This is a genomic window from Brevundimonas sp. (assembly GCF_016463485.1).
In the GTDB taxonomy this organism is placed as follows: domain Bacteria; phylum Pseudomonadota; class Alphaproteobacteria; order Caulobacterales; family Caulobacteraceae; genus Brevundimonas.
The window spans coordinates 20,309-32,977 of sequence record NZ_JAEMRD010000023.1 but is presented as its reverse complement, the minus strand read 5'-3'; the positions used below and the strand labels follow the sequence as shown (position 1 = coordinate 32,977).

Sequence of the window (12,669 nt, the reverse complement as noted above, 5' to 3'; positions counted from 1 at the left end):
GACGACTTGTCGCGCCCCCCGCCATCACCGCCACCCGAGTGGACCCCGCCGTCGCCGCCGTCATTCTTGCGCGCGGCCGCCTTGCTCTTGCTCGCGTCGATCGCCACGCCCAGTCCGGCCCCGATCGCGACGCCGACCCCCAGGCCCAGGGCCAGATTGTCGGTGATGATCCCGAAGGCCGCGCCCAGGGCCAGGCCCAGCCCGATCCCGACACCCATGAAACTCGTCTGCGCCATGCGCGCCTCCCCTGTGAACAGTTTCGGATCCCGGCATCGCACGAAACGGAATCAGCGCCTAAATAGACGACCATGACCGATCTTCGCAAAGACCCTCGCTCCGTCCGCCTCGCCGTCATCGGTTCAGGCCCCGCCGGCTGGACCGCCGCCATCTATGCCGCGCGCGCCATGCTGGAGCCGGTGATCATCGCGGGTCTCCAGCCCGGCGGCCAGCTGACCATCACCACAGACGTCGAAAACTATCCGGGCTTCGCCGAGACCATTCAGGGTCCCTGGCTGATGGACCAGATGCGGTCCCAGGCCGAGCATGTCGGCGCCGAGGTGATCGAGGACATCGTCGTCTCCGCCGACCTGTCGCAACGCCCGTTCCGGCTGAAGCTGGATTCCGGGGCCGAGTTGATCGCCGAGACGGTGATCATCTCCACCGGGGCCCAGGCCAAATGGCTGGGGCTCGACAGCGAGCAGAAATACCAGGGCTTCGGCGTCTCCGCCTGCGCCACCTGCGACGGCTTCTTCTATCGCGGCAAGAAGGTCATCGTCGTGGGCGGCGGCAATACGGCGGTCGAAGAGGCGCTTTTCCTGACCAATTTCGCCGCCAAGGTCACCGTGGTCCACCGCAAGGACGAGTTCCGGGCCGAGAAGATCCTTCAGGACCGTCTGTTCGCCAACCCCAAGGTCGAGGTGATCTGGAACCACAAGGTCGAGGAAATTCTGGGCCAGAGCGACGGCATCGCTTCCAACGTCACCGGCGTGCGGCTGTCGGATGTGACGTCGGGCAGCGAGCAGGTCGTGGCGGCGGACGGCGTCTTCATCGCCATCGGTCACGCCCCGTCGTCGGAACTGTTCCAGAGCCAGCTGGAGACCAAACAGGGCGGCTATCTGGTGGTCAAGCCCGGCTCGACCGCCACGGCGATCGAGGGCGTCTATGCGGCCGGTGACGTCACCGACGACATCTATCGCCAGGCCGTGACCGCCGCCGGCATGGGCTGCATGGCCGCGCTCGACGCCGTGCGGTTCCTCGCCGAGGTCGATCACGCCAAGGCCCATCACCCGATCAGCCACCATGAGGCCCAGAAGATCGGCGTCTGGTAGGCCAGATCAGATGTCGGGTTCGACCCTGTCGACCAGAAAGCGCGTATCGGCCAGCGCGGTCTGGGCGAGCGGGCGGTCGCGGCCTTCCAGGACGGCCTCCTGGCGCTTGCAGGCCCGGGACAGGACCTCGATCAGGTCGTCCAGCGACGGGGCCCCGCTCGCCAGCAGCCTAGACAGGGCGGTCAGCTCTGCGGGCGCAAAGCGGGGGCTGACCATGTCCCAGTCGCCGAAGGCCCGATCATCGGTGAGGCGACGGTCCACAACCTCGAGATCCGTGTGGCGTCGGTCCTGGGCCAAGCGGACCAGAAGGCCTTCGATGCTCGCGACCGGCCCTTCGATCAGTTGCACGAACATACCGTCGACGGCCGTCAGGATCCCCGTGATACCCAGCTGGGCATTGCGCGGACGGGCCTCGGCCAGGATATCGGACATTTCCAGCGCGCTGGCCACGCCGGTGACGCTGGTGCTGCGATAGACGAGCTGGGCCAGCGCGCCGTTGTCGGACAGGCCGACGATGGACAGTTTGACTGTCACGCGAACAACTGCAGTTCAGGCGGCGCGTATTCGACAGGCACGCCCTGACGCCGGCCCAGAGCGTAGGCGACGGTCCGCTCGACCGCGCGCTCGTCCGAAGGTTTGGAAAGGACGCCGATCGTGCCGGCCACGCCATTGCGGACCATGCCGGGGTTTGCGGTCATATAAACGACGGTCACGCCGTCTTCCTGGGCCAGGTCGCGGCCAAGGTCGACGCCGGTGGGCCCATCCGACAGGTGGATATCGACCAGCGCCAGATCGACAGCAGCCTGCTTGGCGAGGTTGCGCGCCGTGCGTGCATCAGCCGCGCTGCCGACAACCTCGTAACCGAGGTCCTCCAGCACAAACCGAAGTTCCATGGCCACCAGGGCCTCGTCTTCGATGATGAGAATGCGCGCAGTCATTACAGCCGGGTTGCTTGATCGACGTTCCGTGAAATAACGCGGAAAGCCCTTGCGGGTTTCACGCTGTTCGCATCTGCGAGATGATTTCCGCAGCCTTGCGTCGCGACAGCGCGGTGGAAGGCAGATCCGCCACCACGATCAAACCCCCAGGCGCCCAGTTTCGTTCCAGCCGACCGCCCAACTGACCTTCGACCGACACGGTCGCCAGGGATGATCCGAAGCCGCTGCGTTCCGGCTTGCCGGTAACGGGGGGACCGCCTCGCTCGCTCCAGGTCAGGACGAACCGGTCGTCGATCAGCCGCGTCTCCAGGTCCACATGGCCGCCCGGCAGGGACAGGGCCCCGTATTTGGCGGCATTGGTGGCCAGTTCGTGGAACAGCAGCGCCACCGACGTCGCCGCCTGATCGTCGAACCGGGCGTCGTCGCCGCTCAGCCGCACCCGCGCAGAACCGTCATCGGCCGCATAGGGCCGGAACAGGGCCTCCAGGAAGGCGTGCAGGGTCATGGCCCCGACCGTGGGGCGCGACACCTCGGTGTGGGGCCGGACGAACTCGTGCGCGCGCGCCAGGGCGGCGATGCGGTCGCGGACGGCGACGGCAAAGGCCTTGGCCTCGGGATATTCGCGCGCAGACAGGGCGATCAGGGCCGAGACGACAGCGAAAATGTTCTTGATGCGGTGGCTGAGTTCCTGGCTGAGCAGTTCCTTGCCCTGCTCCATCCGCTTCAGGTCGTCGATGTCGGTACAGGTGCCGAACCAGCGCACGATGGTTCCATCCGCGTGCCGGATCGGCATGGCCCGGCCCAGGGTCCAGCGATACACGCCGTCATGTCGTCTCAGCCGGTATTCAATCTCGTAGTGGTCGCCGGTCGCCAGACAATGCTGCCACAGGGTCCAGGCGCGGTCCTGGTCCTCCGGGTGGAACATGCCGTTCCAGCCCTCGCCGTCGGTCGAGCCGGCGGGCATGCCGGTAAACTCGTACCAGCGGGCATTATAGTAGTCGTGAAAGCCGTCCGGCCGGGTCGACCAGACCATCTGGGGCATGGAGTCGGCGATGGCCGCGAACCGGGCCTCGCTGACATCGAGCGCCGCCTCGCCGATGGCCCGTTCGCGCTCGGACCGGCGCAGGGTGATCTGTTCCATGACCAGGTCGGCCAGGACATCCAGGGTCTCGGACTGAAGGTCGGTGATCCCCTCGGGCCGCGCCTTGTCGTCGAGCACGCAGAGCGTCCCCAGCGGCAGGCCCTCCGGCGTCTTCAACAACCGTCCGGCATAGAAGCGCAGGCCCATCTCGCCGGTCACCAGCGGATTGCACTGGAAACGGGGATCCTCGGTCGCATCGGGCACGACCATTCCGTCCTGCTGGAGCAGGGCGTGGGCACAGAACGAAGTCTCCAGCGGGGTCTCGCGCACGCCCAGCCCGGTCTCGGCCTTGAACCACTGCCGGTCGGTGTCGATCAGATTGACCACCGCGATCGGGGCGTCGAACACCCTGGCGATCAGACGGACGACCTTGTCGAACGCCTCCTCTCGCGGGGTGTCGAGAATCCCGTAGCCGCGAAGGGCCGAGACGCGGTCGGCTTCGGTCCAGATCGGCGCGGATTGATCAAGCGTCACGGTGGGCACCCGAATATAACCGGGCGAACGCGCCTTCGTTCCGAACAGATGCGACTCTCTGTCCATATTGGCAACCCGACCCGGCAATCACCGGCTCAAGACGCGGGCTTGCCGACTTCCTCGACGTCCATGGCCACCGCCCCCGGCACCTCGATGCGCGGCGCAGGCGCGGGCGTCTCGAAGGCCTTGATCCGCGCATTGATGGCCGCGACTTCCTCTGGGGTCGGCAGACGGCGTCCGCCCAGGCTGACGACACCGACGACGCGGGTCTGGCCGTCGACCTCGACGGTCTTGAGCACGGGCGCGCCAGCCGCGATCCCGGCGTCGGTCGAGGTCTCGGCGGACGCGAGCATCAGACGGGGACGCGAGAACCGCGCCTCGTCGATCACCGGCTCGCGGGTCGCATAGGCCTGGGCGAAGGATGCGGTTTCGCCCGCAGCCCCCTTCCAGCGATAGAAGATGTGCGCCCCGATCTGGGTGATCTTGGCCAGGGTCGGCGACCACCAGGGATGCACATAGTCGGCGTGATAGTGGGTCGCCGTCCCGACACGCGCGGCGACATGGCCGGCCAGAGCGCGCTCGGCGACGCTGCGGGCCCGCTCCCAGGCCCAGCCCACGGGGGCGTTGGCGAGCGCCCCGTCGCACGTAAAGCTGAACTGGCAGCCCGTGGTCCGCTCGGCACCCTGGAAGACGACGCCGCAGATGGTGTCGGGATAGTTTGGATCGCGGACGCGGTTCAGGATGACCTGGGCCACGCCTTCCTGACCCTCGGTGCTTTCCAGCGCCGCTTCATAATAGATGCCTTGCGTCAGGCAGCGCAGGGCGCGCCTGCGATCCGCTTCGGACGCCGCCTTGAACACGAACGGCAGGGCGGGGCGCAGGGCCCCCGTCATCGACGGCATGGCAGCGTTCAGCCGCTGGGCGTCCAGGCCGGTGGGTCCGAAATCCAGCGAGGGCTTGCCGGCCAGGGTCAGGCTTTCCCACCCCGGGGTCAGGCCGTACAACGCCGGGTCGCGGCGGCTGGGATCGGCGCGCATGGCCTGGGCCAGTTGCGAGGGATCAAGCCGCGCCGCCAGGGCCGCCAGCCCCTTGTCCGACAGGTCGCCGTGGGTGACCCGCGCCACCGCCTCGGCCGTGCGGTCGATCTCGGGCCGGGGCGCAGAGCTTGCCGCCATCGCCACGCCCAGGGCGGCCAGCATCGCAGGCAGGCCGGTGGCGGCTCTGCGGGCGGAAGCCTTGGTCCTGGTCCAGTCGATGGGCATCATGGGTCCGGTCAGCGGCGGTAAGCGCCGGCAGGGCAGAGCCCTTGCACGGGCATAGCGGCGGTTTTCGGGCCACCGTCGCGTCGTTGAACGCGTCCGGCGGCCCGATCCGTCAGCCTTTCTTTCAGGCGATGGAGGCGCGCAGCATCCAGGCGGCCTTTTCGTGGGCCGCCAGCCGCTGGGTCATCAGATCGACCGAGACGTCGTCGCCGTCCTTTTCGCAGGCCTCAAGGGCGGTGCGCGCCGTGGCGATCAGGGTCTCGTTGTCCTTGACCAGTTCCTTGAGCATGGCCTGCGAATCCTTCTCCGGATCGCCGTCCTTGATCGAGGTCAGGTTGGCGAAGGCCGATCCGCCCATGGGGGCCAGTTCGCCCAGCGCACGGATGCGTTCGGCGATGGTGTCCAGCGCGTCCCAGATTTCGCGGTACTGTTGTTCCAGCAGTCCGTGCAGGGAGAAGAACTCCGGCCCCCGCAAATTCCAGTGATAGCCGTGAGTCTTCAGATAGACGGCATAGCTGTCGGCCAGCACCTTGCTGAGGTGGCCCGCCACGTCGGTACGCTCGGCCTTGCCGATGCCTGTGTCGATTTTTTCGGACATGCTTGCTCCTGGATGACGAAACTTCGTAACGTCAGACGCAGGTAGTCATTCGCGGTTCCATCGCCAAGCCCGGCCGGGTGCGACAGTCGCGCGAGCGACTGTGATGTCCATGGGGAACAGCAGACCGACTGCCGGCGTTGCGTTGGTCTCGCGAGCGCGCTTGCGGGTCGGGGGATGAATGGACTGGGTCGGGTTTATCAGGCGGATCGCCGACACGGACGCAGGCCTGCTTCGTCTCGCGAGGTCGAAGCCCGTTTCCGCCTGGCGCTCGGCCGTGATCGGCCTGCTGTGGGCGATTGCCGTCCTCGCCATCCGCTATGCCGCCAGCACCCTGTACCAGGAGATCAGCGGCTTCATCATCCTGTTGCCCGGAGTGATCCTGGCGGCCCTGGCCGGGGGGCGGATCGCCGGCCTGACCGCCACGGCCGCCTGTCTCGGCGGCGGCTGGCTGATCGTGGCGCTGAGCACCGGCGACGCCGGCATGGGGACCCGGCTGAATGCCGTCGCCACGGTCAACTTCATCATCGTCGGCATCTTCTGCACCTGGGTCGGGGCGTCGCTGCGCAAGATCATGGCCCGGCTGACGACCGTGCAGGCGGCCCAGCAGGCTGCCGATGCCCGCATCGACGAGACCGAGGTCGAGCTGCGCGCCATGATCGACCAGGCGGCGGCCGGCATCGTCCGTGTCGACATGGGCGGCGCGATCCTGAGCGCCAATGCCCGCTTCGCCGAGATGCTGGGCCTCGAACCGGACAATGTCGTCGGCATCCGCACCCGCGACGTCACCCATCCCGACGACGTCGAGGCGACGCGCGCCCTGCTGGCGTCAGCCCTGGCGGGCGGCGCGGGTCAGGTGGAAAAACGCTATCTGCGGCCCGACGGCTCGGTCGTCTGGGCTGTGACCAGTCTGCAGCGGCTGCTGGACGTCGAAGGTCGGCCGCGCGGCTTCATCGCCGTGGTGCTCGACATCTCCGAGGCCAAGGCGACCGAGGCCTCCCTGCGCGAGAGCGAGGAACGGTTCCGCCTGATGGCCGACACCGCCCCCTCGCCGGTCTGGCTGACCGACGAGGCCGGCGACGTCGAGTTCGTCAACAAGGCCCTGGTCGCCTTCTACGGTCGGCCGGCCGAGGATCTGTTGGGCCAGATGTGGCGCATGACCATCCACCCCGACGACGTCGCGGCGGTCGCCGAGGCCCAGGGCGCGGCCCGTCCGGATCATCTGCCCTATGCGTTCGAGTGCCGGTTCCAGCGCCATGACGGGGCCTGGCGCTGGTCCAGCGTCTCGGTCAATCCGCGGTTCGACGGTGACGGCGCGTTCAGGGGCTATGTCGGCATGGCCTTCGACGTCACGGAAAAGCGCGAGGCGCTCGACGCCCTGGCCGCCCAGGAACGCCGCCAGAGCCTCCTGCTGGCCCTCAGCGACCGCCTGCGTCAACTGACCGGCACCGAGGCCGTCATGGCTGAGGCGTCACGCACCCTGGGTCAGCACCTCGGCGTCAAGCGCGCCGGGTTCGGGGAACTGGACCGGACCGACGGGGTCTTTCGGCTCTATCCCGACTGGACGGACGGCACGGCGACCAGCGCCGGTGAATGGCCGATCCACACGTTCGGCGGCGAGGTGGACGAGGAACTGCAAACCGGCGTCATGGTCGTTGTCGACGACGTCGATCTCGATCCGCGTACCGCTTCGACGACCGCCGCCTATCGTGCCATCGGGATACGCGCCTTCGCCACGACGCCGCTCATGCGAGGTGACCGGCTTCACGCGTTCATGAACGTCCATAGCGCAGAGCCACGCGTCTGGACGGCCGAGGAACTCGGCCTGCTCGACGACGTCGCCGAACGCACCTGGGCCGAGGTCGAACGCGCCCGAGCCCAGGCCGAGGTGGCCGAGAGCGAGGCCCGCTTCCGCGCCGTCGCCGACACCGCCCCCGTCCTGATCTGGGTGACCCGGGAAGATCGCACGCGTGCCTTCGTCAACCAAGCCTATGTCGCCTTCATGGGCGGGGCCTACGAGACCGTGCGCCTGGCAGACTGGCGCAGCTTCATCCATCCGGAGGACCAGGATCGGCTGGTCGCCGAATCCCTCGCCGGCGAGGCGACGCTCGAACCCTTCTCGCTCGAGGCCCGGTATCTGAGGCACGACGGCCAGTACCGGTGGCTGAAGTCCTTCTCCCGGCCCCGGTTCGGCGTCGCCGGGGAGGTGATCGGCTTCGTCGGCGTGGCGTTCGACGTGACCGACATCCGGGAGTCCAACGCTCGCCTCGCCACCCTGGCCGCCGAACGCGACGCCATCCTGGGTCAGTTGGGCGAGGGGGTGATCGTCACCGATCGCGAGGGCACCATCAGCTTCGTCAACGACGCGGCCAGCCGACTGCACGGGGTCGCGGACGTAGGTGTCACGCCGGAGGCCTATTCGGAAACCTATCATCTGCTGACCGATGACGGCCGGCCCTATCCGCCGCTGGAGCTGCCCCTGGCGCGCGCGGTCCTGCACGGCGAGATCGTCACCGACGCCCGCTGGCGCATCCGCCGCCCTGACGGCACCGAGGTCATCGCCGTCGGCAACGCACGCCCCGTGACCGGCCCGGATGGTACTCACATCGGCGCGGTCCTGACCCTGCGCGACGAGACCGCCCGCATCGACGCCGAGCACCGGATCAGCGAATCCGAGGCCCGGTTCCGCACCGTCGCCGACAGCGCGCCGGTGTTCATCTGGATGACCGACGCCGACACCCGGATCGTCTTCGTCAATCAGCGCTACACCTCCGTCTTCGGGGTCGATACCGGCGAACTGATGGGCGAGCGGTGGCAGAGCCGGGTCCACCCCGACGATCTGGAGCCCTTCACCCGCGCCTTCATGACGGCTCTGAAGGCCCACGGCCGGTTCGAGGCGATCATGCGCGTCATCCACCCGACCGAGGGGCTGCGCTGGCTGCGCAGCGAGGGCATCCCGCGCTTCGACGCCTCCGGCGTGTTCCAGGGCTATGTCGGTGCCAGTCTGGATGTGACCGAGGCCCGTCGGGCCGAGGACGACCTGAAACGCATCAACGAACTGCTCGAGGAACGCGTCGGCGAAGCCCTCGCCGAAAAGGCCAAGGCCGAGGCCGACCTGATGCACGCCCAGCGGATGGAGGCGGTGGGTCGTCTGACCGGCGGCGTGGCCCACGACTTCAACAACCTGCTGACCGTCGTCATCGGAGCGCTGGACATGATGTTGCGCTCGCCCGACGACGCGGCCCGGCGCAAGAAGCTGGGCGAGGCAGCCCTGGCCGCCGCCCGGCGCGGCGAGGGTCTGACCCACCAGCTTCTGGCCTTCTCGCGTCGCCAGGCCCTGCGCCCCCAGGCGATCGACCTGAACGCCCAGATCCAGGAAGGCGAGCCCCTTCTGCGCCGCGCGGTCGGCGAGACCATCGACCTGCGCTTCAAGCTTCGTCGCGGCGGGGCGCGGGTCAATGTCGATCCGTCCCAGTTCGAGGCGGCCCTGATCAACCTGCTGGTCAACGCCCGCGACGCCGTCGTGGCCCGCATGGGCGACAAGCCGGGCCACAAGGGCCGGATCACGGTCCAGACTCTGCGCTGCCAGGTCGAGCCGGGCGAGGTTATGGACCTCGCGCCCGGCGAGTACGTCTGCGTCACCGTCGCCGACAACGGGGCGGGCATGGACGCCGATACCCTGGTCAGGGTGTTCGAACCCTTCTTCACCACCAAGGCGATCGGCAAGGGCACGGGCCTGGGTCTCAGCCAGGTCTATGGGTTCGCACGCCAGAGCGGCGGGGCCGCCAAGGTGATCTCCGCGCCGGGCAAGGGCGCCGAGATCCATCTGTATCTGCCTCCACTCGACCCGACCGACAGCCTGGCCAGCGAGGAAGAGGTCGTGGGACCCGGCGTCATCGCTCCGGGGACGCGGCTGTTGCTGGTCGAGGACGACCTGAACGTCTCGGCCATCGCCGTCGATTTGCTGACCGGGCTCGGCTTTGTGGTCGAAGCGGTCGAGACGGGCCCGGATGCGCTACAGGTACTGGATCAGGGTCGCTTCGACGTGATGGTGTCGGACGTGGTCATGCCCGGCGGCATGACGGGGATCGAGCTGGCCCGGTCGTGCGGCGAGCGGCACCCTGGCCTGCCGATCCTGCTGACGTCAGGCTATGCCGGTGACGACGTCGACGAGGCCCTGGCCGACGCGCCCTGGCCCTTCCTGAGGAAACCCTACTCCAGCGAGCAGTTGCGCGAGGCGCTGGGCGATCTGCTGGCACGTGGCGAGGACTCGTCGGCCGGATAGGCACGAAAAAGCCCGCCGCGTCGTCGCGGCGGGCTCGAAGGATCTGCGCTCAATTCGGTCTAGCGACGCGCCTTGCGGGCGGCGTAGCGGGCGTCGCGGGCGGCCTTCTGTTCTTCCTTGGTCAGTTGCTTGCGTTCCTTGCGGGCGGCGCGCTTCTCGGCATCGACCGCTTCCTGGGACGCGGCCTCGGCAGCCAGTCGCGCAGCTTCCTTTTCCGCCTTCTCGCGGCGCTGCTCGGCCTTTGCCAGTTCGTGCTGCTGACGAAGCGCTTCCTTTTCTTCGGCACGCTTGAGCGCAAGCTTCTCGAATTCGGGGTCGGGCGCGGCGGGCTTCGGCTTGAACTTGGCCAGAAGGGCCTTCTTGGCCTCCTGCTGGGTGCTGATGCGATCGCTGAAGCCGGTTTGTTTGAGGTCTCTCATGCGTGGGGTCGGGCGTCCTTGGTCAGATCAATGGAGCGACCGGCGGCGGATGCGGCGGATCGCAAAGGGTGTCAGGCGTGGCTCACACGGCCCGGGGCGCTGGCAAAGCGGAAACCGGGCCAAAAATCAAGGTTTGCCGTCCGCTAAACGACAAGTCGGGCCCCTATGAGGCCGGCCGTCATCGCGAAAGCACGCCCTGATCGACGGCCTTGACCCATATGGGCACCGTTCGCCCAATTTGAAGGGCTCGCGGTCAGTGGGGCTTCTGGGCCTGCCCGACGGCGGCTCCGGCGGCACCGCCGACGGCCGCCCCGACCGGCCCGCCCACGACGGCCCCGGCCACCGCTCCGGTCGCGGCCTTCTGTTCGATCGTATGGCCACAGGCGGCGAGCACGGCGGCGCCGGCGAAGAGTGTGGCGTACAGGATGGGACGTTGCATGGAGGGTCTCCCTGAATGGTCCCGCTTGAACGTGGCGTTCCAGAGACGGTTCCGTCGCCCGAAAGCCACAGCAACCTGCCCCCTGCTCCAACGGCCGAAGACAACATATCGGGACGGCGAGAGTTGATTATCCGATCCATGGCGTCGCGCTGAGTTGATCAGAGCAGTTCCAATACAGTATCCGGCATACGGACTGATGCATTCACTCTGGCCGTATCGAACGTCCGAGACCGGATGCACTGATGGGACGCGAAATTGCTGCGCCGCACCCCTTCCTTGCGAATCAAACACATTGAGGCCATAAACGGATGGCTAAAGGCGCGGCCTCGTCGGTCGGCCCTAACGCTGATCGTCGAGTTTCCGCGTGTCCGGGGCTCGTGCCTTGGCTTCGCGTGATCTGCCCAGGGGCTGCGTTTCTCGCCCTGCTGAACAGGACGACGCCTTTGTTTCAGGACCCATCCGTGCTGACCGACGCACCCTTCGATCGCAAGGCCAGAATCCGGCCGGCGACCGCGGCGGCGCTGTTCGGAGCCTTGATGGGTCTTGTGATCGGGTGCGCCTATCTGGGCGGGTCGGTGGCAAAATCGACGACGATCCGGGCCCAGGCCGAGCGCCTGGACGGTGCCACCTCCGCCGGCTTCACCGAAGAGGCCCTGGCCGCCGCCGCTGGGGGCCTGGACGACAGCGCCCTGACGATCGCGCGCCGCCACGATCCCTATACCGTCGCCGGTGCCGCCCAGCGTGACCGCCAGGCCGCGCTTCTGACCGCCCGCCTGGAACAGCTTCGCGGTGTACCCGCCGAGACCGCTCTGCGCCGCGTCAGCCTGACCACCGACGCCGCCCGCCCGTTCCGACTCGGCAATGCGCTGGACGCCTCGCGCGATCTCGAATGCCTGACCCAGGCCGCCTATTACGAAGCGCGAGGCGAGGGTGCGGACGGCATGCAGGCCGTGGCCCAGGTCGTCCTCAACCGCGCCCGCCATCCCGCCTTCCCCAACAGCGTCTGTGGCGTCGTCTTTCAGGGTGCCGGTCGTCGCACCGGTTGCCAGTTCAGCTTCACCTGTGACGGATCGATGCGCGCCCGTGTCAATCCGGCGGCCTGGAACCGCGCCCGCGACGTGGCGTCCAAGGCCCTCTCCGGCGCCGTCTACGCCGCCGTCGGCAACGCGACCCATTTCCACACCACCGGCGTTTCGCCCGGCTGGCGCAACTCTCTGATCCGGGTCAGCCAGGTCGGCCAGCACCTGTTCTATCGCTTCGGTGGTCGTTCTGGCTCCAGCGCGGCCTTCAGCTATGCCGCCCGCCCGTCGATGGCCGGGGATCGTTCACAACTGATGCAGGCCAGCCTGAACCCCGCCGACACCGCACGTCAGGTCGGACAGGCCGTGGCCTATCAGGCGCTGCTGGGCCAGGAAAACCGCGCTGCGCCCGAGGCTGCGATCCCGGCTCCCGAGCCCCGCATCGAGGTCGTCCCTGCACCGATAGCGCCGGCTCCCGGTGCCTCGGCCGCCCTGGCCCCGACCGCCGCGCCCTCGGCCTGATCGCCTTCGGCCGGCCGTCAGCGCTGATGGACCCGCCACCGGGCCGTCATGTTGCGCCACAGATCGCCGTAGCGGCTCATGGGTTCGGGGTTCGGCTCCGCATCACCCGGCTGGCCCTGTTCAGCATTCCTGAGTGGATCACGGCGGCTGACAGGGGTCGCCTCCCCGGCTGACGACCGACCCCGACCCACCGGATGGCGGCGGTCCTTTGAATTCTTCGGGGTTCTGATCATTTCAGGGCTCCTGG

At 68.1% G+C, this 12,669-nt stretch carries 11 protein-coding genes and 1 pseudogene; 3 read left to right on the top strand and 9 right to left on the bottom strand.

Annotated features, from left to right (window positions below; translation table 11 throughout):
• Window positions 1-236: pseudogene (locus tag JHC99_RS05735) on the bottom strand (hypothetical protein); the annotation flags it as partial.
• A gap of 72 nt (window positions 237-308) precedes the next feature.
• On the opposite strand from JHC99_RS05735, the gene trxB reads away from it, so the two are divergent.
• Window positions 309-1,328: a thioredoxin-disulfide reductase gene (gene trxB / locus JHC99_RS05730; protein WP_292152499.1), complete on the top strand. Its 1,020-nt coding sequence runs from the start codon at window positions 309-311 to the stop codon at window positions 1,326-1,328.
• A gap of 6 nt (window positions 1,329-1,334) precedes the next feature.
• Here the strand turns inward: trxB and JHC99_RS05725 are convergent, their stop codons facing one another.
• The 5 genes from JHC99_RS05725 to JHC99_RS05705 form a co-directional block, all read right to left on the bottom strand.
• A complete protein-coding gene (locus JHC99_RS05725; RefSeq protein ID WP_292152498.1) occupies window positions 1,335-1,862 on the bottom strand; it encodes a BLUF domain-containing protein in 528 nt (175 codons plus the stop codon).
• Entirely contained in the window at window positions 1,859-2,359 is a 501-nt protein-coding gene (locus JHC99_RS05720; protein ID WP_292152500.1) for a response regulator, read from the bottom strand. The genes JHC99_RS05725 and JHC99_RS05720 overlap by 4 nt, the downstream gene beginning before the upstream one ends.
• Window positions 2,325-3,881 (bottom strand): PAS domain-containing protein, encoded by a 1,557-nt coding sequence (locus tag JHC99_RS05715; RefSeq protein WP_292152497.1) that lies wholly within the window; start codon window positions 3,879-3,881, stop codon window positions 2,325-2,327. Before JHC99_RS05715 ends, JHC99_RS05720 begins: the two co-directional genes overlap by 35 nt.
• A 95-nt stretch (window positions 3,882-3,976) precedes the next feature.
• A complete protein-coding gene (locus tag JHC99_RS05710; RefSeq protein ID WP_292152496.1) occupies window positions 3,977-5,143 on the bottom strand; it encodes a cell wall hydrolase in 1,167 nt (388 codons plus the stop codon).
• A 124-nt stretch (window positions 5,144-5,267) separates the two neighbouring features.
• Complete coding sequence (locus JHC99_RS05705) at window positions 5,268-5,741, bottom strand: Dps family protein (protein WP_292152495.1); 474 nt, start codon at window positions 5,739-5,741, stop codon at window positions 5,268-5,270.
• A 178-nt stretch (window positions 5,742-5,919) separates the two neighbouring features.
• Between JHC99_RS05705 and JHC99_RS05700 the strand changes: the two genes are divergently transcribed.
• Window positions 5,920-10,023, top strand: a complete 4,104-nt coding sequence (locus JHC99_RS05700) for a PAS domain S-box protein (RefSeq protein WP_292152494.1) — start codon at window positions 5,920-5,922, stop codon at window positions 10,021-10,023.
• Window positions 10,024-10,082: 59 nt separating this feature from the next.
• On the opposite strand, the gene JHC99_RS05695 is transcribed toward JHC99_RS05700, so the two are convergent.
• Entirely contained in the window at window positions 10,083-10,442 is a 360-nt protein-coding gene (locus tag JHC99_RS05695; protein ID WP_292152493.1) for a DUF6481 family protein, read from the bottom strand.
• A gap of 253 nt (window positions 10,443-10,695) precedes the next feature.
• Entirely contained in the window at window positions 10,696-10,881 is a 186-nt protein-coding gene (locus tag JHC99_RS05690; protein WP_292152492.1) for a hypothetical protein, read from the bottom strand.
• Between the two features lie 461 nt (window positions 10,882-11,342).
• Between JHC99_RS05690 and JHC99_RS05685 the strand changes: the two genes are divergently transcribed.
• Window positions 11,343-12,422: a cell wall hydrolase gene (locus JHC99_RS05685; protein ID WP_292152491.1), complete on the top strand. Its 1,080-nt coding sequence runs from the start codon at window positions 11,343-11,345 to the stop codon at window positions 12,420-12,422.
• Between the two features lie 17 nt (window positions 12,423-12,439).
• Here JHC99_RS05685 and JHC99_RS05680 read toward each other — a convergent pair whose 3' ends face one another.
• Entirely contained in the window at window positions 12,440-12,655 is a 216-nt protein-coding gene (locus tag JHC99_RS05680; protein WP_292152490.1) for a hypothetical protein, read from the bottom strand.
• Window positions 12,656-12,669: the final 14 nt, after the last annotated feature.

What these genes read in the sequence shown, in the direction of transcription:
- trxB (WP_292152499.1), top strand. Translation starts at nt 309, where the DNA reads ATGACCGATCTTCGCAAAGACCCTCGCTCCGTCCGCCTCGCCGTCATC.
- JHC99_RS05710 (WP_292152496.1), bottom strand. Translation starts at nt 5,143, where the DNA reads ATGCCCATCGACTGGACCAGGACCAAGGCTTCCGCCCGCAGAGCCGCC.
- JHC99_RS05705 (WP_292152495.1), bottom strand. Translation starts at nt 5,741, where the DNA reads ATGTCCGAAAAAATCGACACAGGCATCGGCAAGGCCGAGCGTACCGAC.
- JHC99_RS05700 (WP_292152494.1), top strand. Translation starts at nt 5,920, where the DNA reads ATGGACTGGGTCGGGTTTATCAGGCGGATCGCCGACACGGACGCAGGC.
- JHC99_RS05695 (WP_292152493.1), bottom strand. Translation starts at nt 10,442, where the DNA reads ATGAGAGACCTCAAACAAACCGGCTTCAGCGATCGCATCAGCACCCAG.
- JHC99_RS05690 (WP_292152492.1), bottom strand. Translation starts at nt 10,881, where the DNA reads ATGCAACGTCCCATCCTGTACGCCACACTCTTCGCCGGCGCCGCCGTG.
- JHC99_RS05680 (WP_292152490.1), bottom strand. Translation starts at nt 12,655, where the DNA reads ATGATCAGAACCCCGAAGAATTCAAAGGACCGCCGCCATCCGGTGGGT.